The sequence below is a fragment of the Acidovorax sp. LjRoot194 genome, assembly GCF_964253015.1.
Taxonomy (GTDB): domain Bacteria; phylum Pseudomonadota; class Gammaproteobacteria; order Burkholderiales; family Burkholderiaceae_C; genus Acidovorax.
In genome coordinates this window covers 1,054,043-1,076,615 of the sequence record NZ_CAXUQB020000001.1, presented here as the reverse complement: position 1 = coordinate 1,076,615, position 22,573 = coordinate 1,054,043, and the positions used below count along the sequence as shown (strand labels likewise).

General features: G+C 66.1%; 20 protein-coding genes. 9 read left to right on the top strand and 11 right to left on the bottom strand.

The window, feature by feature from the left end; genetic code table 11:
- Positions 1–44: 44 nt before the first annotated feature.
- The 9 genes from ACSQ3N_RS04950 to ACSQ3N_RS04910 form a co-directional block, all read right to left on the bottom strand.
- Positions 45–2,504 carry a hypothetical protein gene (locus tag ACSQ3N_RS04950; RefSeq protein WP_436145737.1) on the bottom strand — a complete coding sequence of 820 codons (2,460 nt, stop codon included), beginning with the start codon at positions 2,502–2,504 and terminating at the stop codon, positions 45–47.
- A 292-nt stretch (positions 2,505–2,796) separates the two neighbouring features.
- Positions 2,797–3,843, bottom strand: a complete 1,047-nt coding sequence (locus ACSQ3N_RS04945) for an ABC transporter ATP-binding protein (RefSeq protein ID WP_436145736.1) — start codon at positions 3,841–3,843, stop codon at positions 2,797–2,799.
- Complete coding sequence (locus ACSQ3N_RS04940; RefSeq protein ID WP_056173208.1) at positions 3,840–4,841, bottom strand: ABC transporter ATP-binding protein; 1,002 nt, start codon at positions 4,839–4,841, stop codon at positions 3,840–3,842. The genes ACSQ3N_RS04945 and ACSQ3N_RS04940 overlap by 4 nt, the downstream gene beginning before the upstream one ends.
- 125 nt (positions 4,842–4,966) lie before the next feature.
- Entirely contained in the window at positions 4,967–5,878 is a 912-nt protein-coding gene (locus ACSQ3N_RS04935) for an ABC transporter permease (protein ID WP_056173205.1), read from the bottom strand.
- Between the two features lie 140 nt (positions 5,879–6,018).
- Positions 6,019–7,602, bottom strand: coding sequence for an ABC transporter substrate-binding protein (locus ACSQ3N_RS04930; RefSeq protein ID WP_056173202.1), 1,584 nt, complete (start codon positions 7,600–7,602; stop codon positions 6,019–6,021).
- Between the two features lie 85 nt (positions 7,603–7,687).
- Entirely contained in the window at positions 7,688–8,905 is a 1,218-nt protein-coding gene (locus ACSQ3N_RS04925) for a M20 aminoacylase family protein (protein ID WP_056173200.1), read from the bottom strand.
- 171 nt (positions 8,906–9,076) lie between these two features.
- A complete protein-coding gene (locus tag ACSQ3N_RS04920; protein ID WP_056173198.1) occupies positions 9,077–10,057 on the bottom strand; it encodes an ABC transporter permease in 981 nt (326 codons plus the stop codon).
- A gap of 138 nt (positions 10,058–10,195) precedes the next feature.
- Positions 10,196–11,776 carry an ABC transporter substrate-binding protein gene (locus ACSQ3N_RS04915; RefSeq protein ID WP_056173196.1) on the bottom strand — a complete coding sequence of 527 codons (1,581 nt, stop codon included), beginning with the start codon at positions 11,774–11,776 and terminating at the stop codon, positions 10,196–10,198.
- Positions 11,777–12,387: 611 nt separating this feature from the next.
- Positions 12,388–13,434, bottom strand: a complete 1,047-nt coding sequence (locus ACSQ3N_RS04910; protein ID WP_056173194.1) for a porin — start codon at positions 13,432–13,434, stop codon at positions 12,388–12,390.
- A 317-nt stretch (positions 13,435–13,751) separates the two neighbouring features.
- On the opposite strand from ACSQ3N_RS04910, the gene coq7 reads away from it, so the two are divergent.
- The gene (coq7, locus tag ACSQ3N_RS04905) at positions 13,752–14,369 is read left to right on the top strand and encodes a 2-polyprenyl-3-methyl-6-methoxy-1,4-benzoquinone monooxygenase (protein ID WP_436147918.1); all 618 of its coding nucleotides are present in this window, start codon (positions 13,752–13,754) and stop codon (positions 14,367–14,369) included.
- A 143-nt stretch (positions 14,370–14,512) separates the two neighbouring features.
- Here the strand turns inward: coq7 and ACSQ3N_RS04900 are convergent, their stop codons facing one another.
- On the bottom strand, positions 14,513–14,962 hold the full coding sequence (locus ACSQ3N_RS04900; protein WP_056173189.1) for an OsmC family protein: 450 nt from the start codon (positions 14,960–14,962) through the stop codon (positions 14,513–14,515).
- Positions 14,963–15,333: 371 nt separating this feature from the next.
- On the opposite strand from ACSQ3N_RS04900, the gene ilvA reads away from it, so the two are divergent.
- The 3 genes from ilvA (at position 15,334) to ACSQ3N_RS04885 (ending at position 18,418) form a co-directional block, all read left to right on the top strand.
- Entirely contained in the window at positions 15,334–16,893 is a 1,560-nt protein-coding gene (ilvA, locus tag ACSQ3N_RS04895; protein ID WP_056173562.1) for a threonine ammonia-lyase, biosynthetic, read from the top strand.
- A gap of 92 nt (positions 16,894–16,985) precedes the next feature.
- On the top strand, positions 16,986–17,792 hold the full coding sequence (gene cobS, locus ACSQ3N_RS04890; RefSeq protein WP_056173187.1) for an adenosylcobinamide-GDP ribazoletransferase: 807 nt from the start codon (positions 16,986–16,988) through the stop codon (positions 17,790–17,792).
- Entirely contained in the window at positions 17,789–18,418 is a 630-nt protein-coding gene (locus ACSQ3N_RS04885) for a histidine phosphatase family protein (RefSeq protein ID WP_235507497.1), read from the top strand. Before cobS ends, ACSQ3N_RS04885 begins: the two co-directional genes overlap by 4 nt.
- A 70-nt stretch (positions 18,419–18,488) precedes the next feature.
- On the opposite strand, the gene ACSQ3N_RS04880 is transcribed toward ACSQ3N_RS04885, so the two are convergent.
- Entirely contained in the window at positions 18,489–18,944 is a 456-nt protein-coding gene (locus ACSQ3N_RS04880; RefSeq protein WP_436145735.1) for a type II secretion system protein N, read from the bottom strand.
- A gap of 48 nt (positions 18,945–18,992) precedes the next feature.
- Here ACSQ3N_RS04880 and gspG point away from each other — a divergent pair, with 48 nt between their 5' ends.
- The 5 genes from gspG (at position 18,993) to gspK (ending at position 22,494) form a co-directional block, all read left to right on the top strand.
- The gene (gspG, locus tag ACSQ3N_RS04875) at positions 18,993–19,445 is read left to right on the top strand and encodes a type II secretion system major pseudopilin GspG (protein ID WP_304439424.1); all 453 of its coding nucleotides are present in this window, start codon (positions 18,993–18,995) and stop codon (positions 19,443–19,445) included.
- A 127-nt stretch (positions 19,446–19,572) separates the two neighbouring features.
- Positions 19,573–20,007, top strand: a complete 435-nt coding sequence (locus ACSQ3N_RS04870; RefSeq protein ID WP_436145734.1) for a prepilin-type N-terminal cleavage/methylation domain-containing protein — start codon at positions 19,573–19,575, stop codon at positions 20,005–20,007.
- Positions 20,004–20,402 carry a type II secretion system minor pseudopilin GspI gene (gene gspI / locus ACSQ3N_RS04865; protein WP_436145733.1) on the top strand — a complete coding sequence of 133 codons (399 nt, stop codon included), beginning with the start codon at positions 20,004–20,006 and terminating at the stop codon, positions 20,400–20,402. Before ACSQ3N_RS04870 ends, gspI begins: the two co-directional genes overlap by 4 nt.
- Positions 20,403–20,734: 332 nt before the next feature.
- The gene (locus tag ACSQ3N_RS04860) at positions 20,735–21,409 is read left to right on the top strand and encodes a PulJ/GspJ family protein (RefSeq protein WP_436147917.1); all 675 of its coding nucleotides are present in this window, start codon (positions 20,735–20,737) and stop codon (positions 21,407–21,409) included.
- Positions 21,406–22,494 carry a type II secretion system minor pseudopilin GspK gene (gene gspK, locus ACSQ3N_RS04855; protein WP_436145732.1) on the top strand — a complete coding sequence of 363 codons (1,089 nt, stop codon included), beginning with the start codon at positions 21,406–21,408 and terminating at the stop codon, positions 22,492–22,494. Before ACSQ3N_RS04860 ends, gspK begins: the two co-directional genes overlap by 4 nt.
- The last annotated feature ends 79 nt before the right edge of the window (positions 22,495–22,573 follow it).

Below are 22,573 nucleotides of genomic sequence, written 5' to 3'. Positions count from 1 at the left end.
TCGCTTTTGCAAAAGAGGAAGAGGTCGTCAGGACACGATGCGGGTCACACGACCGCCGGGGCAGCGTCGTAGGTAAAGCGCACGGGCTCCTGCACGCTCACTGCCAGGTCCGCGCCGATGTGCAGAGCAAAGGCGAACTGCCCGCCGCTCTGCGCCGCATCAAGCTGCACGGGCGTGCCCACGCCTTCGTGGGCGTTGCGCGGCGCGGGCAGAAAGACATCGGCGCCTTGGACCGCGTAGTTCACCTGCAGCACGATGCCGCCCTCGCCGTCGCTCGACAGTGCGTACTCGATGCGCTCCGGCCCCATCAGCCGGCCTGGGGTGCCGTCGGGCAGGCGCAGCGGGCTCTGCTGCGACATGAGCACCTGCTGCACGCCGGCCAGCACGTTCTGGTTGGCCAGGCGAGACACCTTGAGCGCCAGCGCTTCGTTACCGCCCGCCAACTCGCGCAGCTGCGCGGCTGCGGAGCGGACGCTGCCGGCTTTGTCGGGGTTGTCCTTGTCGATCATGGGGCGAGCAACGCCGCTCGCATCGGCCACGGTGTAGCTCGCACGCGTCAGGTCCTTGACGAAGCCTTCGCTCACACCGCCCACCTCGTGTTCGCGGTCCTTGCCGGGCGCTGCCAGCATGCCGTCGAGGTTGTCCTGCACGGCGCCCTGCACCGCCGGGCCGCCAGTGCCCGAGCGCACGACCACCGCGTTGTCCTCCACACGAACGGCGCTGAACACGTCGCGCACCACGCCCGCCGGGGCCGGTGCTCCGTCCCAGGCGGGCGCGGGCACTGCGGCCCCCAGCTCGCCCAGCCGCTGGTCGACGCAGTGCTTGAGCATGCCCAGGTCGGTGGCCCGGTCGAACATCTGCCGGCCCAGGCCGCTGTCGTAGGCCTCCATCGCATCCGAGCCGCCCAGCAGCGGCATGGCGGCCGACGCGAGTTCGTCGGACAGGGCTTCGGCGGCCGGGCTGCCCAGCCGCGCGGACAGCGCCTGCAGCGCCGGGGTGTCCAGGTCCTTGATGGCGTGGCCCACCAGCTTTTCGCGGAAGGCCATCACCTCGTCCGCGCCCTCGACCTTCATGCCCAGGCGGATGTGCACGTCGAGGGCCGCATTGGCCGCGGGCTGGGCCGTGCCCAGGCCGCGCAGCAAACCTGCGGTGTCGCCCTGCGCGAGCGCCTGCAGCGCGGGCTGCATGGCCTGCGCGCCTGCGTCCATCGCTTCGGAGCGGCGGCGCGTGGCATCGGCCGCGATCTCGGCCTGCCCCGCCTGCACGCCCAGGCCGCGCAGGCCATCGCCCAGGCTGTGCAGCTGTCCGGCACTCAGCTCGGGCAACTGCGACAGGTGGGTCGGGTTCAGGTAGGCCTGCAGATGCCCTTGCAACTGTTCCACGGGCGCCTCCAGCGCCGCAGGAAAGTGCATGCCGTGGATGTCGCAGTGCGCGCGCAGCTCTGCCAGCGCACTGCCGGTGGTGGCGATGTCGCGCGCCACGGCCTGCGGCGCATGGAGCATGCCACTCGGGTCGTCCTCGGACGGCAGACGGCGTGCCAGCAGCGCGGCCGAGCCGTCGGCCACGGCTTTCTCGAGCTTCTCGGCGCGCACGCCGATGGCGCCGCTCACCACGAAGCGCGCGGCCGTCGGGTCTTCCGGTCCGATCTGGGCGGTGGTGTGCATCAGCGCATGCAGCTCCTTGCTGGGCAGCAGGTTGATGACCTGCGCCATCGGCACCACCTGGGCCGGGTCGCCGTCGCCCACCCGCGCCTCCACGGCCTGCAGCACCAGGGCGCGCTGCATTTCCTTGAACTCCTTGTCGGGCAGGGGGCCGAAGCCCTGGTCGCGCAGCACCTCGCGTGCGGTGTCGTAGACCTGCTGGAAGGCCCGGCCCGTGATGCCGGTGTCCTGCGCCTCCTTGGCGGTCATCGCGATGGCCAGGTCCAGGTCGCCCTGCAGCGCGGCCATGCCCTGGTCGATGGCATGCTGCTCCATGGCCGAGCGCACGGCGGCGAGCACGGGGTCGCCCTTCAAGGCGCTGTTCTCCGCCATGACGAGGCCCTTGTGCAGGGCCTGGCGCTCATCCGGGGTCATCTGCTGGAGCTGGGCGGTGGTGCGTTCGCGCACGACGGTGTCCAGGCTGACGCCGCGGCTGGTCACCGGAGCGGCCACGTCCCGCAGACCACCCAGCAGCTTCTGGGCGGCCGCGCCGTCGGCCTGGTGCGTGGAGGAATGCGAGATGGCGCCCAGCAGGTTGCCCATGTGGGCGCTGGTCGCTTCCAGGCCCGCGCGGAATTTGCTTTCGGTGCGCACGCCGTGCGGCGTGACGGCATTGAGGGCCCGCGATGCCAGGCTTTGGATGCCACGCCCGATATCGGACAGCACAGTGCCCAGGCTGCGCGGAGGCTGGGCAGGCGCCTGCTGCACCGTGCGGCCCCCGAGGCTGCCCACGGGGCTTTGCTGAAAATTGTGCTGGAGCGAAATGCCGTGCAGCTGTGCACCGGCGTTGACGGGGGATGACATGGCAGGAGATTTCCTTTCATGCCGTGAGTAACCGGCTCGGCACGGACGTTCCATGCGGCAGGCAGAAAATGTCGGGACCTGGAAGGGGCCTGAGGGGACGCAGCCCCTTTGCCCGCAGCGAAGCCTGGTGCCGCGGAGGACTGACTGCTACCAAGCGCCATGCACACGCATCAAGCACGACGCTTTGTACAACGCGACGCACAACGCACAAGGGCTCCGTGAGGAGCCCTTGTCAAATGATGGGATGCGTCGCGGCAGCGTTCGTATTACCGCTGCACCACGGCCCACGGTACTAGATTCGCCCTTCCTCCACCGCGTGGCAGGCAATGCGGATGCCGCCGATGTTCAGCAGCGCAGGCCGCTCGGCACGGCAGCGCTCGTTGACGTGCGGGCAGCGCGGGTTGAAAGCGCAGCCCGGCGGGGGGTTCAGCGGGTTGGGCACTTCGCCCTGCACCGGCGTGCGCGCCTTGCCGGTGTCGTGCATCTTGGGGATGGCATCGAGCAGCATGCGCGTGTAGGGGTGGCGCGGCGTGTTGAACAGCGTGTGCTTGTCGGCCAGCTCCACCAGGCGGCCCAGGTACATCACGCCGACCTGGTCGCTCACGTGGCGCACCACGGCCAGGTTGTGGCTGATGAACAGGTACGTGAGCTGCCGCTCGCGCTGCAGGTCCTTCATGATGTTGAGCACCTGTGCCTGCACCGACACGTCAAGGGCGGAGGTGGGCTCGTCGCACACCAGGAACTCGGGCTCGGTGGCCAGGGCGCGGGCGATGGAGATGCGCTGGCGCTGGCCGCCGGAGAACTGGTGCGGGTACTTGACCATGTCGAGCGGCGACAGGCCCACGGACTTGAGCAGCTCGCCCACGCGTTGCTTGAGCTCGGCCTTGTCGGTGATGAGGCCGTGCTCCTTGAGCGGCTCGCCGATGATGTCTTCGACCAGCCATCGGGGGTTCAGGCTGGCGTACGGGTCCTGGAAGATCATTTGGATGCGGCGGCGCATGGCGCGGGCATCGTTGCCCTTGAACGCGGCGTGCGCATCCTGCTTGTCGAACGTGAGGCCGCCGCGCGTGGGCTCGTACAGGCCCACCAGCAGGCGCGCCACGGTGCTCTTGCCGCAGCCGGACTCGCCCACCAGCGCCAGGGTCTTGCCCTTCTCGATCTCGAAGCTCACGCCGTCCACCGCGTGCAGCAGCGTGCGGGGCTTGCGTTCGATCACGCGGTTGAGCCAGGGGGCCGATACGTCGAAGGTCTTGGCGAGGTCGTGCGCCTGCACCAGGGCGTTGCTTTTCACCGGTGTGGACGCTGCGGCGGCGTGGGTCGTGGTGGTGGCGGCGCTCATGCGGTCACTCCGGCGGTGGCGGCAGCAGTCGTCGCGGATGCACCGGCGTGCAGCCAGCAGGCAGCGCGGGTGGAGCCCGCCGGCATCAGGTCAGGGCGTTCGGTCATGCAGCGGTCAAAGGTCTTGGGGCAGCGGGGGTTGTAGGCGCAGCCCTTGGGGATGGCGTTCAGGCGGGGCATGGCACCGTCGATCTGGTTGAGGCGTTCGCGGTCCTGCTCCATGTCGGGGATGGAGGCCATGAGCCCGCTGGTGTAGGGGTGCGACGGCTTGTTGATCACATCGTGCACCGGGCCGATCTCGGCCACGCGGCCGGCGTACAGCACGGCCACGCGGTCGCAGGTCTCGGCGATCACGCCCATGTCGTGGGTGATCAGCATCACGGCGGCGCCGCGCGATTTGCAGATGTTTTTTAGCAGCGTGATGATCTGCGCCTGGATGGACACATCGAGCGCCGTGGTGGGCTCGTCGGCGACGATGAGCTTGGGCTCGGCCGCCAGCGCCAGGGCGATCACCACCCGCTGGCGCATGCCGCCGGAGAACTGGTGCGGGTAGTGGTCGATGCGCTCTGCCGCAGCCGGAATGCCGGTGTCCTGCAGCAGCGCAATGGCGCGCTGGCGGGCCTCGGCGGGCGTCACAGGCAAGTGGGCCAGGATGGTTTCGGTGAGCTGGCGGCCCACGGTGTACAGCGGGTTCAGCGAGGTCAGCGGGTCCTGAAAGATCGCGCCAATGCGGCGGCCGCGGATGTGGCGCATCTCTTCATTGCTGAGGTTGTCGATGCGCTGGCCTTCGAGCAGGATCTGGCCCGAGGCGACGCGGCCCGGCGGCTCCAGCAGGCCGATGATGGCCGCGCCGGTAAGGGATTTGCCGGCGCCGGACTCTCCCACCACGCCCAGGATCTCGCCGGGTGCGATGGAAAAGGAGATGTCGTCCAGCGCACGCAGGGTACCGCGGCGGCTGGGAAATTCGACAACGAGGTTTTTGACTTCGAGAAGACTCATGGGTGTACCGTTTTTATCTTTGGAGGCACGAGGCGGTGGTTTCGCCGCCGGGCCGCCCCAAGGCGAAACCTGCCCCCTTGGGGGCCAGCGACGACACGACAGTGCGGAGCGTGGGGGCCATGTGCTCAGCGCAGGCGTGGGTTCAAGGCGTCGCGCAGCCAGTCGCCGAGCAGGTTCACCGACAAGGCGATCAGCACCAGCATGGCGCCGGGGAATACGGTGATCCACCATTCGCCCGAGAACAGGTAGTCGTTGCCGATGCGGATCAGCGTGCCCAGCGAGGGCGATGTGGGCGGCGCGCCCACGCCCAGAAAGGACAGCGTGGCTTCGGTGATGATGGCCGTGGCGACCTGGATGGTGGCCAGCACCAGCACCGGGCCCATGACGTTGGGCAGCACGTGCTTGCGCATGATGCGCAGCGACGACACGCCCGTCACGCGGGCGGCCTGCACGTATTCCTTGTTGCGCTCGACCAGCGTGGAGCCACGCACCGTGCGCGCGTACTGCACCCAGCCGGTGAGCGAGATGGAGATGATCAGCACGCCGAAGGCGAGCGACTCATGGGCGTTGGGGAACAGCGCACGGCCCACACCGGCGATCAGCAGCGCCACCAGGATGGCGGGAAAGGACAGCATCACGTCGCACAGGCGCATGAGCACGGCATCGATCCAGCCGCCGCGAAAACCCGCGAGCAGGCCGAAGGCCACGCCCACCACGACGGACAGCACCACGGAGGCCAGCCCCACGACGAGCGAAATGCGTGCGCCGTAAATCACCGCGGAAAGGATGTCGCGGCCCTGGTCGTCGGTGCCCAGGGGGTATTTCATGGAGCCTTCGGCGCTCCAGGCGGGCGGCAGCCGCGCGTCGCTGAGTTCCAGCGTGGCAAGGTCGAACGGGTTGTGGGGTGCGACCCATCCGGCAAACACCGAACAGAACACGCAGATCAGCGCGATCGCGGCGGCCACCATCGCCACCGGAGAGGTGCGAAAGCTGTAGCCGACATCGCTGTCAAACCATCGGGCAAGGGTTGTTTTCATTGTGGGGAACCAGTAAACAGTCACCACCGCAGGGCCCGGGTAGCGGCCGCGCGGTGGTGTGGATTGTCAAAAGAAACGGTTGTCGTTCTCTCGATGTCTTTCGCTTGACGTACAGACTTCTTTGCTTCGTGGCCGGCGGCTTACTTGGTGATGCTCATCCACTTGAAGTACATGAAGTTGTCGGCCATCTGCACGAGCTTCACGTTCTTGTTCACGCCCCAGGCCAGGGCCTGCTGGTGCAGCGGCAGGTGGCCGATGTCGGCGCTGTGCAGATCGAACGCTTCCTTGATCATGGCGTCGCGCTTGGCCTTGTCGGTCTCGACCAGGACCTTCTTGGTCAGCTCATCCAGCTTGGGGTTGCAGTACGCGCCCAGGTTGAACTGGCCCGCGCCACCCTTTTCGTCCGGACAGATCATGAGCGCATTGAGCGCGTTGTGCGAGTCGTAGGTCGTGGGCGTCCAGCCCAGCATGTAGAAGCTGGTGTCGCGGCGCAGCACCTTGGGGAAGTAGGTGCCCTTGGTTTCGGCCTGCAGGTTGATCTTGACGTTGATGCGTGACAGGTTGGCGGCCACGGTCTGGCAGATGCGGCCGTCGTTCACGTAACGGTCGTTCGGGCAGTTCATCGACACTTCAAAACCATTCGGGTAGCCCGCTTCGACCATCAGCTTCTTGGCCGCTTCGACGTCGTACGGCAGGCGCTTGGTCTCGGGCTGGAAGCCGTTGATGCCAGGGCCCACCATCAGCGCGGAAGGGTTGGACGCGCCACGCATCACGGTCTTCTTGATGCCTTCGATGTCTATGGCCTGGTAGAAGGCCTGGCGCACGCGCTTGTCCTTGAAGGGGTTCTTGCCCTTGACGTTGGAGTACAGCAGCTCGTCGCGCTTTTGGTCCATGCCCAGGAAGATGGTGCGCAGCTCAGGGCCGGTCACCGCACGGGTGTTGGCGCTGCTGTTGACGCGGTCGATATCCTGCACCGGCACGGGCTCCATCACGTCCACTTCGCCAGACAGCAGGGCCGCCACGCGCGTGGCGTCGTTGGAGATGGGGGTGAACACCACCTCGCTCACGTTGCCTTCGATCTTGCCCCAGTAGGAGCCGTTGCGCACGAACACCGAGCGCACGTTGGGCTGGCGCTCGCGCAGGCGGAAGGGGCCGGTGCCGTTGGAGCGGAACGAGGCTGCGTTCTCGATGCCCTTGCGGCGGTCCACGGGCGTCACGGCCTGGTTGGTCTCGCACCACTTCTTGCTCATGATGAACGAGGTCGTGATCACGTCGGGCAGGATGGGCTGGGGCGCCACGGTTTCGATTTCGACGGTGTGGTCGTCGATCTTGCGCACCTGCTTGATGTCGCTGTTGGTGGCCTTCATGTCCGAGCCTTCACCCTTCATGCGGCCGAAGCTGAACACCACGTCGTCGGCGGTGAAAGGCGTGCCGTCATGGAACAGCACGCCCTTGCGCAGCTCGAAGCGCCACACGGTGGGTGCCGTCTGCTTCCAGGCCGTGGCCAGTGCAGGCGCCACGCTCAGGTCCTTGTTGCGGCCGACCAGTGGCTCGTACACGTTGCTGGTCACGCTCAGCTGGAGCGATTCGTTGAGCGAGTGCGGATCCATGGAGAGCGCGTCACCCTGGTTGGCGATCCGGATGGTCTGCGCGTTGGCGACCATGCTGCCTGCAGCCATCGCGGCAAACAATGCAGCCAGGACGGCTTTTTTCTGGAACTTCATGGAAATCTCCTCGTGGTGAAAAAGGATGCGGAAGGGGTGTACATCCAGGGGAATGGGATAAGGCAGTGCGCGAAGCGGCCAGCGCTCAGGGCATTGCCAAAGGCATCGACTGCTCGATCAGGCTTGCGTGCAGTGCAGCACCGAGCGGCAGGATGTCGTCGTTGAAGTCGTAGCGGCTGTTGTGCAGCGCGCTGCCGCTGGCACCCGTGCCCTGGCCGATGCGCAGGTAGGCACCGGGGCGGGTCTGGAGCATGAAGGAGAAGTCTTCCGCGCCCATGCTGGGTTCGAGGTCGCGCACCACATGGTCTGCGCCCAGCAGCGATTCGGCCACATCGCCCGCGAAGACGGCCTCGCTCTCGCTGTTGATGGTGGCGGGGTAGATGCGTTCGTAGTGCACGGTGGCGGTGGCGCCGAAGCCCAGGGCGATGGCGTTGCACAGCTCCTTGAGACGCTTTTCCACCATCTCCTGCACGACAGGGTCGAAGGTGCGCACGGTGCCCACCAGCGTGGCGGAACCGGGCAGCACGCTGAAGGCGCCCAGGTCGCCCGCCTGCGCCGCGCAGATGCTGACCACGGCGCTTTCGATGGGGCGCACATTGCGCGACACGATGCTTTGCGCCGCCGTGATGATGTGGGCCGCCACCACGAGCACGTCCACCGTCTGGTAGGCATGGGCGCCATGGCCGCCGCGGCCTGTGATCTCGATGGTGAAGCGGTCGGCCGCAGCCATCATGGGGCCGGAGTTGATGCCCACCGTGCCGGGCTTCATCGCGGGCCAGTTGTGCATGGCGTAGATGGACTGCACCGGAAACCGGTCGAACAGGCCGTCTTCCATCATCACGCGTGCGCCCGCCAGGCCTTCTTCGCCGGGCTGGAACACCAGCACTGCCGTGCCGTCGAAATTGCGGCTCTCGGCCAGGTAGCGCGCAGCGCCCACCAGCATGGCGGTGTGGCCGTCGTGGCCGCAGCCGTGCATCAGGCCGGGCTTGCACGACTTCCAGGAGAAGTCGTTGTGTTCGGCCAGGGGCAGTGCATCCATGTCTGCGCGCAGGCCGACCATGCTGCCGCTGGAGGTGCTGCGCCCCCGGATGGTGGCGACGATGCCGGTGCGACCGATGCCTTCGTGGATCTCGTCCACGCCGCACACGCGGAGGGCTTCCTTGACCCGGTGCCCGGTGTAGATCTCTTCAAAGCCCAGTTCGGGGTGCGCATGCAGGTCGCGGCGCAGCGCGGTCAGCTCGGGGTGGAACTGCGCGATCTGCGCGAACGCCCGGCCTCCGGCTTTGTATTTCAGCGACTGCATTTCAGGCGTCCAGAAAGTTCGTGCAACACCCACAGCCGGCGAAACCGGCGCGGCCCAGGCCAGCGCTCCCGCGCAAGGGCCGCCCCGCCGCGCAGGCGGCGTGTCCAGCCCTTGCGGTGCGGGCGTCCCCACTCTGGGGAGATGGCGCGAAGCGACTCAGGGGAAAGTTCATCAGTGCCCCCCTGCCTTGCCCACGCGCAGACGGGGGTCCACGGCGAAATACAGCAGGTCGACCACCAGGTTGATCACCACAAAGATGAGGGCGATCAGGCACAGGTAAGCGGCCATCACGGGGATGTCGGCGAACGTCACGGCCTGGATGAACAGCAGGCCCATGCCGGGCCACTGGAACACGGTCTCGGTGATGATGGCAAATGCGATCAGGCCACCGAGCTGCAGCCCGGTGATGGTCATCACGGGCACCAGCGTGTTCTTGAGCGCGTGGCCGAAGTGGATGGCCCGGTTGGACAGGCCGCGGGCGCGGGCAAACTTGATGTAGTCGGTGCGCAGCACTTCCAGCATCTCGGCGCGCACCAGCCGCATGATCAGCGTGAGCTGGAAGATCGCCAGCGTGATGGCCGGCAGCGTGATGTGGTGCCAGCCCTTGGCCTTGAGCAGGCCCGTGCTCCACCAGCCCAGCTGCACCACCTCGCCCCGGCCGAAGCTTGGGAACCAGCCCAGCGTGACCGCAAACACCAGGATGAGCAGGATGCCGATGAGGAAGGTCGGCAGCGACACACCCAGCAGCGACAGCGTCATGAACAGCTGGCTGGCGAAGGTGCCGCGCTTGAGCGCTGCATACACACCCATGGGCACACCAATGACCAGCGCCAGCACGGCCGCCACAAGCGCCAGCTCCAGCGTCGCCGGAAAGCGTTCTGCGATGAGGCGGGACACTTTGGCACCCTGGCGCAGACTCAGGCCGAATTCGCCCTGTGCTGCGTTCACGAGGAAGTGCCAGAACTGTACGAAGAAGGGTTTGTCCAGGCCCAGGGAAGCGCGCAGCTCCCGGATCTGGTCAGCGGTGGCATCCTGCCCCAAAAGGAACACCACGGGGTCGCCCACATACTGGAACAGCATGAAGGAGATGAAGGCCACCGTGACCATGACAATCACAGCCTGGATCAGGCGGCGCAATATAAAGGCGAGCATCGGGAAGTCGAGTGAGTGTTCGATAGGGACGCCGCAGCCACTTTTGATGGCGGGGACGCCGGTGGGCAATACGTCGTCAAACTAAACCAAAGAGAGCAAGGGCCCTGTGGCCCTTGCTCTCAGTGTGTCGAGAATAAATCAGTTCACCTTGACCGTACGCATATCCACGCGGTTATCGGCGCGGTGGACAAGCTCCACGTTCTTCTTCATGGCCCATGGGATCACCTGGTCATGCAAAGGAAGGTGGGACACGGTGTCGTTGGACAGCTGCAGCGCTTCGGTCAGCATGCGGGTGCGCACAGGTGCGTCCGTCTCTGCCTTGATGCGGTCGACCAGATAGTCCATGCGCTGGTTGCTGTAGCGGCCCACGTTGTAGTTGCCGTCGCCGCCCTGGCCCACCGAGCGGGTGAGCGATTGCAGGCTGTACAGCGCGTCGAAGGTCGGCACGCCCCAGCCCAGCATGTAGATGCTGGCTTCGTAGCGCTGGATCATCGGGAAGTAGTTGACCAGCGGCAAGGTGCGCAGCTTGGCCTTCACGCCCACGCGCGACCACATCGCGGTCACGGCCTGGCAGATAGCTTCGTCGTTGATGTAGCGGTTGTTCGGGCAGGCGAAGTCCACTTCGAAGCCATCGGGGTAGCCGGCTTCGGCCAGCAGCTTCTTGGAAGCCTCGACGCTGTACGGGAAGCGCTTGCCCACGGCTTCGGTGTAGCCCGCCACCTGGGGTGCCACGATGGTGCCAGTGGGCTTGCCCAGACCGCGCATGATGTTGCGCGAGATGGTGTCCGCGTCGATGGCCTGGTACAGGGCCTTGCGCACGCGCACGTCCTTGAGCGGGTTCTTGCCCTTGATGTTGGAGCCTGGCAGTTCTTCGCGGAACTGGTCCATGCCCAGGAAGATGGTGCGGTTCTCGATGCCGTCGATCACCTTGAGGTCAGGGCTGGCGCGCAGGCGGCCCAGATCCTGGGGTGTGGGGTCAAGCACCATGTCGACTTCGCCAGAGATCAACGCGGCGATCCGCGTCGCATTGGACTTGATCGGCGTGTAGGTGATCTCGGTCACGTTGCCGTCCATCTTGCCCCACCAGTTGGGGTTGCGCTTGAACACCATCTTCACGTCAGGCTGCCACGAGTCCAACGTGTAAGGGCCGGTGCCCATGGCATTGCGGTGGGCGAAGTTTTCGTCCGAGCCCTTGATGTCCTTGGGTTCGACCGACTTGTTCTTTTCGGCCCAGGCCTTGCTCATGATGCGCAGCTCGGTCATCTGGCGCAGCAGCACGGGGTTGGGTGCGGACAGGATCACGTCGAAGGTCTGTGCGTCGACCTTGTTGACCTTGCTGATGCCCTGCACGTAGGGCGTGAAGTTGGAGGTCTTGGCCATCGCGCGCTGGATGGAGTAGACCGCGTCGTCGGTGGTCAGTGTCGACCCATCATGGAACTTGACGCCCTGGCGCAGGGTAAAACGCACCTGCGTGGGGCTCACTTCCTTCCAGGAGGTGGCCAGCACGGGCTCCACATCAAACGTCTTGCTGTTGTAGTAAACCAGGGTCTCGTACACGTTCGCGTGAATGCCGTTTTGCAGCGCGTTGTTCTGGGAATGGATGTCCCACGTCGAGATCTCTCCCTGGCTTGCCCATTTGAATGGCTTGGCATGCAACGCTGGCGACGCCAGCACGGCTGCAGCCGCAGCCACCGACAAAAGACTGTATTTGAGTTTCATGGAACCCTCTAGATTTAAAAGTTTTACTATGCAGTAAAGGTTGCTCTATAGCCAACGGGAAATCCCTGAATCCCGGGTGTCCTGAAGGGCCTATGAAAGCCGTTTCGACCCTGTACTGCATGCAAAGATGGTGCCAAGAAATACGTGACAGCCATATCAAGTCGCGCGGCGGCTGCGAACCCGTCGAATGCTGCGGATGGAGGGGCCAAATCAACCGGGTTGTGCCGCTTTGGCCGTCTTGATGTGCACGGAGTTACCACTGATATCCGACGAAGAAACCAGAGGCTCTGCGGACTTGATGGATGGCCGTGGCGCAGCAGCATCCATGTGCAAGCTTGTCGAGCGGTCTGGGCACCAGACAATAGCCGCGATGCCCCAATAACGGGACAGGGTGCGCAGCCTCTTTGCGATGTGCTCTGACCCCTCGCTGATCGCACGACTCACGCACTCACGTGTTCACATGTTCACGTATTCACGTATTCACGTATTCACGTATTCACACTCAAGCACGCACTGTCTTTCGCAAGCTTTTCGAGCAGACAAAAAAAGCCACCCGAAGGTGGCTTTTTCTTTGCTTTGATATCTCAACTGGCCATAAGCCAGTTTTGATATTAGAAGCTGTGGCGGATACCGAAGTCGTAACCGCTGGAGTTGCGGCCAGCTGCGGTCACTGCGTTGTTCAGAGCGATGGCGGAGCCATTCTTGTTCTTCACAGCAGCAACAGTAGCGTACACAGCGGTGCGCTTCGACAGGTTGTGGACATAGCCCAGAGCGAACTTGTTCGCACGTGGATCTGCACCGGGAACTTCGATTTCGTACGTGGAGTACGACAGGCGGACTTCGCCGGCGCCAACAGGAACCAGACCACCGATCAGGAAGCCCTTGCCTTCAGGTCCGTTCTTCACGTCGTCTTGGTTGTAGTGAGCCATGATCTTGGCAACGCCCAGATCGTACTGACCACCCAGGTTCCAGGACTTGATGTCTGCATTCAGGAACTTGGTTTGCGAGAGAGCCAGGGCCACATTGATGGGGCCGTTAGCGTAACCAACGCGAGCTGCCAGGCCGTTGCCGTCCTTCTTGTTGGCAGCGTTGCTCAGGTTTTCACCCATGTAGTACTGTGCTTGGCCGTAGAAGCCGCCCAGATTGCCTGGCAGGAAGTAGCCGATGGCGTTCGAAGCGCGGGTGTTGGTTGGGCCACCCAGGTTAGCCGTTTGGGTCACGGTCGTGCCAACGCCGTTCGTGCCGAACGGATCGAACACGGTCAGGTTCCAGAATTGTGGGGTGTAGTCACGGCCCAGACGCACTTCACCGAAGCCGCCGTTCAGGCTGACCGTCGAACGACGGTTGAAAGTCAGGCCGCCGCCAGAGCTGGTAGCCGCTTGGTTGTTGGTGTTGGTAACGCCGCCGGTGCCGTTGTCGTTGTTCAGACCAGCTTCCAGCCAGAACGAAGCGGACAGACCGCCACCCAGATCTTCAACGCCACGGAAACCCAGACGGCTGCTGTTGTAGCCGGAGTTCGTCAGTTGCGAACGGTTAGCGACGCTGCCGTTACCGTAAGCGTAGGTTGCATCAACCACGCCGAACAGGGTCACGGAAGATTGAGCCATTGCAGCGCCGGAAGCAGCCAGCACAGCCAGGGCAATCAGGGATTTTTTCATTGCGAGTTACTCCAAGGTTAAACATAGGGCGCCGGTACGGGGGGTCTATGGTGAATGCACACCTGCACAGTCCCGCCGGTTCCCCGGGCCAACCTCCTGGTGGGGAAGTTGTTCTTATTGCACCAGACCCAGCCGGGTTTCGCAAAGGAATTCACCCACAATCGGCCCGAAAGGGGAAATCCGTTGCAGTGTTGCAACATTTAAGTGCGCACCGGCAAAATCGCTTCTTCGCCTTGCGACAAGCCCAAAAACAAGAGCGCGCACATGTATCCATGTGCAACTTGTGTTTCCAGACCCTTGTCATTCCGAAAGCAACCATGGATTCTTTGCTCACTGCGGCCGAAAACGCGCTCCGCACACTTTTCGCCAAGCCCCGCGCAGGCGCACCGACGCCGGCGCACGGCCTGGCTGAGCCCTCCCTGAGCCCTGCCGACAAACGGCTGGCGGGTGCGTTGATGCGCGTCAACCATGTGGGCGAAGTGTGCGCCCAGGCGCTCTACACCGCCCAGGCGGCGGTGACGCGCGACGCCGCGCTGCGCGCCCATTTGCTGGAAGCAGCGCGTGAAGAGACGGACCACTTGGCATGGACCCAGCAGCGGCTGGATGCCCTGAGTTCGCGGCCCAGCCTGCTCAACCCCCTGTGGTTCACAGGGGCATTTGCGCTGGGACTGGTGGCGGCCAAGATCAGTGACCGCGCCAGCCTGGGGTTCGTTGCAGAAACGGAAAAACAGGTGGCGGCGCATCTGGCCAGCCATTTGCACCGGCTCCCGGTGCAGGATGTGCCCTCACGCGCCGTAGTGGCCCGGATGAAGGACGATGAAGAGCGCCATGCCGCGCAGGCCCGCGCCTCCGGGGCCGTGGAGCTGCCGTTCCCAGCCCGCGCGGCGATGAAGGTGGCGGCCAAGGTGATGACCACGACGGCGCACTACCTCTGAGCCAGATCGGCTCGGCCCGGCCGGGCCGATCAGTCAGCCAGCCAGCCAGTTCACCCTGGCCGGGAGAATGGCCGGTCCATGAGGTAACAAGGGGGACCAGGGGGCCGGCCACCCCCCCGCCAGTGGACCGGCAGCGCTTCAAATCAGGCCTCCAGCACCTCGAACCCGGTCGTGATTTCAGCCGTCTTGCCCAGCATGATGCTGGCCGAGCAGTACTTGTCGTGGCTCATGGCAATGGCGCGCTCCACGGCCACGGCCGGAATGGCCTTGCCCGTCACCGTGAAATGCATGTGGATCTTGGTGAACACCTTCGGATCGGTCTGCGCGCGCTCGGTGGTCAGCTTGACGCTGCAGCCACGCACGTCGTGGCGGCCGCGCTTCAAGATCAGCACCACGTCGTAGGCCGTGCAGCCGCCCGTCCCCGCCAGCACGGTCTCCATGGGCCGGGGCGCCAGGTTCTGGCCGCCGTTGGCCGGGTTGGCGGCATCGGGCGCGCCGTCCATGGTGAGGACGTGGCCGCTGCCGGTCTCGGCCACGAAGCCCATGCCCGAGCGCGTTCCTGCGCCACCGGTCCAGCTGACTGTGCATTCCATTGATGTTTCTCCTTGATGACGTGGTTTTTTTCGCACGGATTGACCGCGCGGCGGGAATTTGCTGCAGATTTTGCTGCATCGCAACAAGTCTCGCGGTAAACTTCTGGACATGCGCTGCTTTTTTCAGTGATTGCTGAAGATGCAGACGGCACGGCCTGAAGTGCTCCGCGTTCACGGCCTGCCACGCACCGATTGTCTCCTCCATCTCCTCAAAGGATGGATTCAGCCCCTGGCCTTACGGCCCGGGGCTTTTTTTTGCCCGGCTGCGTCTGGCCATGGGCGGCACACAGCACTGGTCCAGCCCCCAAAGGCCCACCCTCTATGATGTGAGCCCCGCCAACCGGCGGCGCTCCACAGCCTGCCTGCCCGCCATGACCCAGCACCTGACTCCCGCCGACTACCTCAAGAAGATCCTGACCGCCCGCGTGTACGACGTGGCCGTCGAGTCGGCGCTGGAGCCTGCCAACAACCTGAGCCGGCGCCTTCACAACAAGGTGCTTTTGAAGCGCGAAGACCAGCAGCCGGTGTTCAGCTTCAAGCTGCGCGGTGCTTACAACAAGATGGCGCACCTCACGCCGGAGCAACTGGCGCGCGGCGTGATCTGCGCGTCGGCTGGCAACCACGCCCAGGGCGTGGCCATGAGCGCCCACAAGCTGGGCACGCGCGCGGTGATCGTCATGCCCACCACGACACCGCAACTCAAGATCGATGCGGTCCGCACCCTGGGCGGCGATGTGGTGCTGCACGGCGAGAGCTACTCCGACGCCTACGAACACGCGGCCCGCCTGCAACAGGAGCAGGGCCTGACGTTCGTGCACCCCTTCGACGACCCGGACGTGATCGCAGGCCAGGGCACCATTGCGATGGAAATCCTGCGCCAGCTGCAAAGTCTGGGCAGCAACCAGCTCGATGCGGTGTTCGTGGCCATCGGCGGCGGCGGGCTGGTCTCGGGCGTGGCCAACTACATCAAGGCCGTGCGGCCCGAGATCAAGGTGATCGGCGTGCAGATGAACGACTCGGACGCGATGATCCAGTCCGTCAACGCCCACCAGCGCGTCACGCTGCCCGACGTCGGCCTGTTCTCGGACGGTACGGCCGTCAAGCTCGTGGGTGAAGAGACCTTCCGCGTCGCCAGCGGCCTGGTGGACGAGTTCATCACCGTGGACACCGACGCCGTCTGCGCAGCCATCAAGGACATCTTCGTGGACACGCGCAGCATCGTCGAGCCCGCCGGCGCACTGGCCGTGGCCGCCATCAAGCAGTACGTGGCCGAGCACAAGACCACGGGCGAGACCTACGCCGCCATCCTGTGCGGCGCCAACATGAACTTCGACCGCCTGCGCTTCGTGGCCGAGCGCGCCGAAGTGGGCGAAGAGCGCGAAGCCCTGTTCGCCGTCACCATCCCCGAGGAGCGCGGCAGCTTCCGCCGCTTTTGCGAAGTGGTGGGCGGCCTGCCCGGCGGCCCGCGCAACGTGACCGAGTTCATCTACCGCATCAGCGACGAGTCCCGTGCGCATGTGTTCGTGGGCCTGACCACCAACGGCCGGGGCGAGTCGACGGAGATCGCCGGCAACTTCGGCCGCCACGGCTTCGAGGCGCTGGACCTCACCCACGACGAACTGGCCAAGGAGCATCTGCGCCACCTGGTGGGCGGCCATTCGGCACTGGCGCAGGACGAGCGGCTGATGCGCTTCACCTTCCCCGAGCGCCCCGGCGCGCTGCTCAAGTTCCTGAGCCTGATGCAGCCCACCTGGAACATCAGCCTGTTCCACTACCGCAACCAGGGCGCCGACTATGGCCGCATCCTCGTGGGCATGCAGGTGCCCGCCGAGGACAAGGCCGCGTTCGACGCCTTCCTGGCCACGCTGGGCTACCCGTATGTGGAAGAGACGCTGAACCCGGCCTACCGCCTGTTCCTGCGCTCCAAATAATGCACAAAAATGGCCTCTACCGCTTGATAGACAAGCGCTAGAAGCTATAAAAATTGTAGCAAACCCCCACCGCACTCCAGGTCACGCACGCCATGCAAGCCCTGCGCCACTACCTGCTGGCCGTGCAGTTCTTCACCCGCATTCCGGTCACCGGCCGGCTGGCCGACTGGGTGGGCTTCAGCCCCGCCATGTTGCGCGCCAGCGCGGCGCACTTTCCGGGCATCGGCTGGCTGGCGGCGCTGCTGTCGGTGGCCGTCTATGCGGCCCTGCACTGGGCGCTGGCTCCCAGCCCGTGGGCCCCCGCCGTGGCGGCGGTGCTGTGCACGGTGGCCACCGTGCTGATGACGGGCGGCTTCCATGAAGACGGGCTGGCCGATGTGGCCGACGGCCTGGGCGGCAGTGCCGACCGGGAGCGCGCACTCGACATCATGAAAGACTCGCGCATCGGGGCCTACGGCGCCATGGCGCTGGTGCTGGCCCTGCTCGCCAAGCTCAGCCTGCTGTCGCTGCTGGGCGCCCACAGCCTGCTGGCCGCCACGTCGGCCCTGGTGGGCGCGCATGTGCTGTCGCGCCTGTGGCCGCTGTTCATCGTGCGCAGCCTGCCGCATGTGGGCGACACGGCCCGCTCCAAGAGCAAGCCGCTGGCCGACCAGATCTCGGGTGGCGCATTGGCCGCTGCCGTAGCCTGGTGCCTGGTGCCGCTGGCGCTGGTGGCGTATGCCCAGCCAGCGGTCTATCTGACGGCCTCCATCGCATTGAGTGGCGTGTCGGCGGCCTGGATGGCGCGCTGGTTTGCGCGCCGGCTGCAGGGCTTTACCGGCGACTGCCTGGGCGCCACGCAGCAGGTCAGCGAGATCGGCTTTTACCTGGGCGCAGCGCTGGCCCTGCGCTGGATGTGAAACATCCACAGACCGGCACGGCCGCCGTGCGCGGCCCCCGCCTCTGGCTGGTGCGCCACGCACAGCCGCTGGTGGCACCCGGCACCTGTTACGGGGCGCTGGATGTATCTGCCGACGCCGCAGCGACACACGCCGCGGCAGCACGCCTGGCGGCCGCCCTGCCCGGCCAGGCGCGTGTGCACCACTCCACGCTACAAAGATGTGAGCAGCTGGCGCGGAGCCTGCAAGCGCTGCGGCCCGATCTGGCATCAAAACCCGACGCGCGGCTGGTCGAAATGGATTTCGGCGCCTGGGAAGGACGGGCCTGGGACACCATCGCCCGTGCGGAGATCGATGCGTGGACCGCCAGCTTTGCCAACTACCGGACGGGCGGCGGCGACAACCTGGCCTCGGTGCTGCAACGCGTGGCCGCGGCGCTGGACGCCCATTGCAGTCCAGCCGCCAGCCTTGCCGCCCAGGCCCCATTGGCGGGCGGCACCGTGCCGGATGTGGTGTGGATCACGCACGCCGGGGTGATCCGCTGCGTTGCCTGGCTGCGTGCCCATGGCAGCGCGCTGCCGCGGTCGGAGGAATGGCCCGTGGCAGCACCCAGCTGGGGCGAATGGGAGACATTGGGATTGACCTGAGCGACTGCGCCCAGGTGCTTGAGGGGAAAACGGGGACACTGGAACGCTTTTACGCGTTCTTACACCCGGGTCAGTTCTTGAGCGGCATGTCCAGCGTGAGCGTGGCCGGGCCATCCATCGAGCCGCCGAGCTGCGCCTGGCGCGGGCCCAGCGCCTGCAGCACCAGCCCCTCGTCCACCGCCGCCCCCACCCGGAAGGGCTTGGCGGGCTTGCCATCCACCACGATCAGCGCCGCACCGCCGCCGCTGGCGCGGCCCGACAGAACACCAATCAGCGAGAACCGGCTGGCCAGTGTCGCTACCGGTGCGGCGGGCGCAGCACTAGCCACCGAAGGCACGGCCCCGAGCAGGCGGGCCAGCGCTTGCGCGTCGGGCGCCACGGCCGCCGGGAGCACCACCGGCGCTGCCGCACCCGCGGCCGGAGCCGACAGGCGCAAGCCCCAGAACACCACGCTGGCGCCTGCCGCAGCCCAAAGCGCCAGAGTCCCCAGGCGTACGCCCCATTTGCTGTGTGAATTGGTCACCATGCGGGGATTATGATTCACGCGATCCGACCATCCGAGAGACCGCCAGCAGTGAACACCTCCTTTCCTCTCCTCTTGCGCTCCGCCCGCCGCAGTCTGGCCCGGGGCTTCACCCTCATCGAGCTGATGGTGGTGCTCGTCATCATCGGCGTGCTGGCCGCCCTCATCGTGCCCAACGTGCTCGAGCGTGCCGACGACGCACGTGTCACTGCCGCCCGCACCGACATCACCAACATCATGCAGGCGCTCAAGCTGTACCGCCTGGACAACCAACGCTACCCCACGGCCGAACAGGGCCTGCAGTCGCTGATCATCAAGCCCTCGGCCGGCCCCGTGCCCAACAACTGGAAGCTCTATCTCGAAAAGCTGCCCAACGACCCCTGGGGCCGCCCTTACCAGTACCTGAACCCCGGCATCAAGGGCGAGATCGACGTTATGTCGTTCGGCGCCGACGGCCAGTCCGGTGGCGAGGGCAAGGACTCGGACATCGGCAGCTGGCAATAGTCATGTGGGCCCCCACGGTCGCGCACTGCGTGTCGCTCCCTGCCCCCCGAGGGGGCCGCGTTCCGCCTTGGGGCGGCCCGGCGGCGGAGTTCACACAGCGTGACGTGCATCGCTAGGTCCTGACTCCATGTCTCTTCGCTCGCGCGGCTTCACGCTGCTGGAACTGCTGGTCGTCGTCAGCATCATCGCCCTGGCCACGGCCGGGGTGGGCATTGCCATGCGCGACAGCGGTCAGACGCTGGTCGAGCGCGAGGCGGCGCGGCTGGCCGCGCTGCTGGAGTCGGCCCGCGCGCAGTCCCGCGGAGGCGGCATACCGGTGGTGTGGCGTGCCAACCCCCGCGGCTTCCAGTTCGAAGGCCTGCCGCCTAGCGCACAGGCCGCGCTGCCCAGTCAATGGCTGGATGCCGGCACGGCGGTGCGCGGCAATGGCGTGCTGGTGCTGGGCCCGGAGCCGCTGATCGGCCGGCAGCAGGTGCTGATCACGCACCAGGCATTTCCTGAGCGCACGCTGAGCGTCGCCACTGACGGCGTGCGGCCCTTCACCGTCGAGACCGTGCAGTGAGTGGCGATCCAAGGCAGGTTGCACGGCGCCCGCAGCCGCAGCAACACCAGCAGGGCTTCACGCTGGTCGAGGTGCTCGTCGCGCTGAGCATCGTGGCCATCGCCCTCATGGCGGGCCTGCAGGCCACCACGGCCCTCACGCGCAATGCGCTGCGCCAGTCGGACATCGTGCTGGCCCAGTTGTGCGCCGAGAACGAGCTGGTCAAAGCCCGGCTGTCGCGCCAGATGCCCAGCGTGGGCGACAGCACGCTCACCTGCGAGCAGGCAGGCCGGCAGCTCACCGTGGCCGTGATCGTGCGCCCCACGCCCAACCCGAGCTTTCGGCGGGTGGATGCGCAGGTGCTGGATGGGGAGAATTCCATCCTGCGGGTCTCGACCATCATCGGAAGGTATTAATGCCCCCCCTGAGTCGCTTCGCGCCTTCCCCCCGCGGGGGGGACGCACCCGGTGGCCTGGCGAAGCCAGTTCCACGGGTGCCCTCGCCTTGCGCCGCGCCGGTTGCGACGTCTGCGCGCAGCTTCACGCTGGCAGGGCTCCCGATTCGCTTTGCGCCTTCCACCCGTTGGGGGGGCGCACCCGATGGCTTGGAAAAGTCAGTTCCACGGATGCCTTTGCCTTGCGCCGCGCCGCTTGCATGCGGCCCTGTATCCCATACACCCAAACCGTTCGGGCTGAGCTTGTCGAAGCCTCGCGCAGCGCTTGGATCAGCTCAACGTGAACGGTTCCGTATTTCTCAACGCAGATCGGCCTCGAAGACTGCGCGCGGCTTCACGCTGGTCGAGCTGCTGCTCGCGATCGCGGTGATGAGCCTGCTGGCCATCCTCAGCTGGCGGGGGCTCGATGGCATGGTGCGGGCGCAGGAGATCACGCGGCAGCGGGCCGATGAGATGCTGGTGCTGCAGTCGTCCCTGGGCCAGTGGGGCACCGACCTCGATGCACTGATGCCGATTGCCAACACCACGCCGCTCGACTGGGACGGCCAAGTGCTGCGCCTGACGCGCCGCACCAGCGCCGTGCCCGACGAGGGCGCGCTGGTGGTGGCCTGGACGCTGCGCGGCGCGCAGGGCGCTGGCCAATGGGTGCGCTGGCAGTCGCCCCCGGTGCGCACACGCGCCCAGTGGCAGGAGGCCTGGGCGCTGGCCGCCCAGTGGGCGCGCAGCCCTGGCGATGCCGAGAGGCTCTATGAAATGACCCTGCTGCCGCTTCAGGACTGGCAGATCTTCTACTACCGCGGCGGCGCCTGGTCCAACGCGCAGTCGAGCAGTGGCACGACTGCCGAGAATTCAACGGCCGCCATACCCGACGGCGTGCGCCTGCAGATCACCTTGCCCCCGGGCCAGGCCCTGGTCGGGCAGCTGACTCGCGACTGGGTCAATCCCCTGCTGGGCGGAGGCAGGTCATGACCGTCTTGCAGCACAGCGACTCCGCTACCGCCCCCGCAGGCGGCACCACCCAAGGCCATCTCCAGCCCACGCCAGCCCCACGGCGGCCCCAGCCCAGGGCAGGAGCGCGCCGGCTGCACAAGGCGCGCGGCGCGGCGCTGCTGCTGGCCATGCTGACCGTCACCCTGGTGGCCACGTTCGCCGCGTCGGCCATGTGGCAGCAGTGGCGGGCGGTGGAGGTCGAGACGGCCGAGCGCGCGCGCGTGCAGTCGGCGTGGATCCTCATCGGCTCGCTCGATTTCTCGCGCCTCATCCTGCGCGAGGACGGCCGCTCGGGCGGTGCCGACCACTTGGCAGAGCCCTGGGCGGTGCCCCTGCAAGAGGCCCGCCTGTCCACCTTTCTGGCCGCCGACAAGAACGTGAGCCAGGTGGACGATGCCAGCACCGACACCACCGAGGCTTTTCTGTCGGGCCAGATCACCGATGCGCAAGGGCGGTTGAACCTGGCCAACCTGGTGGTCAACGGCAAGGTCCAGGACGTGGGCCAACGGCAGTTCACGCGGCTGTTCGAACGGCTGGGCCTGCCGCAGCAGGAGCTGAGCACGCTGGTGGACGGCATGCAACGCGCCCAGGCTGCAGGCAGCGGAGACAGCGGCAACGCCCCGCTGATGCCGCCGTCCATTACGCAGCTGGGATGGCTGGGCCTGTCGCAAAGCACCGTCCTCGCGCTCACGCCCCATGTGTCGTTGCTTCCACCCAACACCCCTGTGAACATCAATACCGCCGGCATCGACGTGCTGCTGGCAGCCATCGCCGGCCTGGACATGGCCAGCGCACAGAAGATCCTGCAAACACGTGAATCGCGCCACTTCCGCACGCTGTCCGAGGTGCGCGAACTGCTCGGAGCCACGATCGACATCCCCGAAAGCACGCTCGCCGTGGCCTCGTCATACTTCGAAGTGCGCGGCCGGTTGCGGCTGGGCGATGCCATGGTGGACGAGCGTTCGCTGGTCCGCAAACAGGGCATCGAGGTCACCACACTGTGGCGCGAGCGCGGGGCCTTCGACCGCGAATTCGGCCCTGGCACGGCGCAGGTCCCCCGATAGAACCCGCTCTCAGACGCAGCGGATTGGAGACACCTGGGCGGCCCATGCCTGCCAGTGTCAAGTCCGCCCCCTAAAATGG

Excerpts from the sequence above, each read along its gene's own strand:
- ACSQ3N_RS04920 (WP_056173198.1), bottom strand. The coding sequence starts at position 10,057 with ATGCTCGCCTTTATATTGCGCCGCCTGATCCAGGCTGTGATTGTCATG.
- gspK (WP_436145732.1), top strand. The coding sequence starts at position 21,406 with ATGACCGTCTTGCAGCACAGCGACTCCGCTACCGCCCCCGCAGGCGGC.
- ACSQ3N_RS04910 (WP_056173194.1), bottom strand. The coding sequence starts at position 13,434 with ATGAAAAAATCCCTGATTGCCCTGGCTGTGCTGGCTGCTTCCGGCGCT.
- ACSQ3N_RS04880 (WP_436145735.1), bottom strand. The coding sequence starts at position 18,944 with ATGGTGACCAATTCACACAGCAAATGGGGCGTACGCCTGGGGACTCTG.
- ACSQ3N_RS04940 (WP_056173208.1), bottom strand. The coding sequence starts at position 4,841 with ATGAGTCTTCTCGAAGTCAAAAACCTCGTTGTCGAATTTCCCAGCCGC.
- ACSQ3N_RS04935 (WP_056173205.1), bottom strand. The coding sequence starts at position 5,878 with ATGAAAACAACCCTTGCCCGATGGTTTGACAGCGATGTCGGCTACAGC.
- ACSQ3N_RS04870 (WP_436145734.1), top strand. The coding sequence starts at position 19,573 with ATGTCTCTTCGCTCGCGCGGCTTCACGCTGCTGGAACTGCTGGTCGTC.
- ACSQ3N_RS04945 (WP_436145736.1), bottom strand. The coding sequence starts at position 3,843 with ATGAGCGCCGCCACCACCACGACCCACGCCGCCGCAGCGTCCACACCG.
- ACSQ3N_RS04930 (WP_056173202.1), bottom strand. The coding sequence starts at position 7,602 with ATGAAGTTCCAGAAAAAAGCCGTCCTGGCTGCATTGTTTGCCGCGATG.
- coq7 (WP_436147918.1), top strand. The coding sequence starts at position 13,752 with ATGGATTCTTTGCTCACTGCGGCCGAAAACGCGCTCCGCACACTTTTC.
- ACSQ3N_RS04925 (WP_056173200.1), bottom strand. The coding sequence starts at position 8,905 with ATGCAGTCGCTGAAATACAAAGCCGGAGGCCGGGCGTTCGCGCAGATC.
- ilvA (WP_056173562.1), top strand. The coding sequence starts at position 15,334 with ATGACCCAGCACCTGACTCCCGCCGACTACCTCAAGAAGATCCTGACC.
- ACSQ3N_RS04950 (WP_436145737.1), bottom strand. The coding sequence starts at position 2,504 with ATGTCATCCCCCGTCAACGCCGGTGCACAGCTGCACGGCATTTCGCTC.
- ACSQ3N_RS04915 (WP_056173196.1), bottom strand. The coding sequence starts at position 11,776 with ATGAAACTCAAATACAGTCTTTTGTCGGTGGCTGCGGCTGCAGCCGTG.
- cobS (WP_056173187.1), top strand. The coding sequence starts at position 16,986 with ATGCAAGCCCTGCGCCACTACCTGCTGGCCGTGCAGTTCTTCACCCGC.
- ACSQ3N_RS04900 (WP_056173189.1), bottom strand. The coding sequence starts at position 14,962 with ATGGAATGCACAGTCAGCTGGACCGGTGGCGCAGGAACGCGCTCGGGC.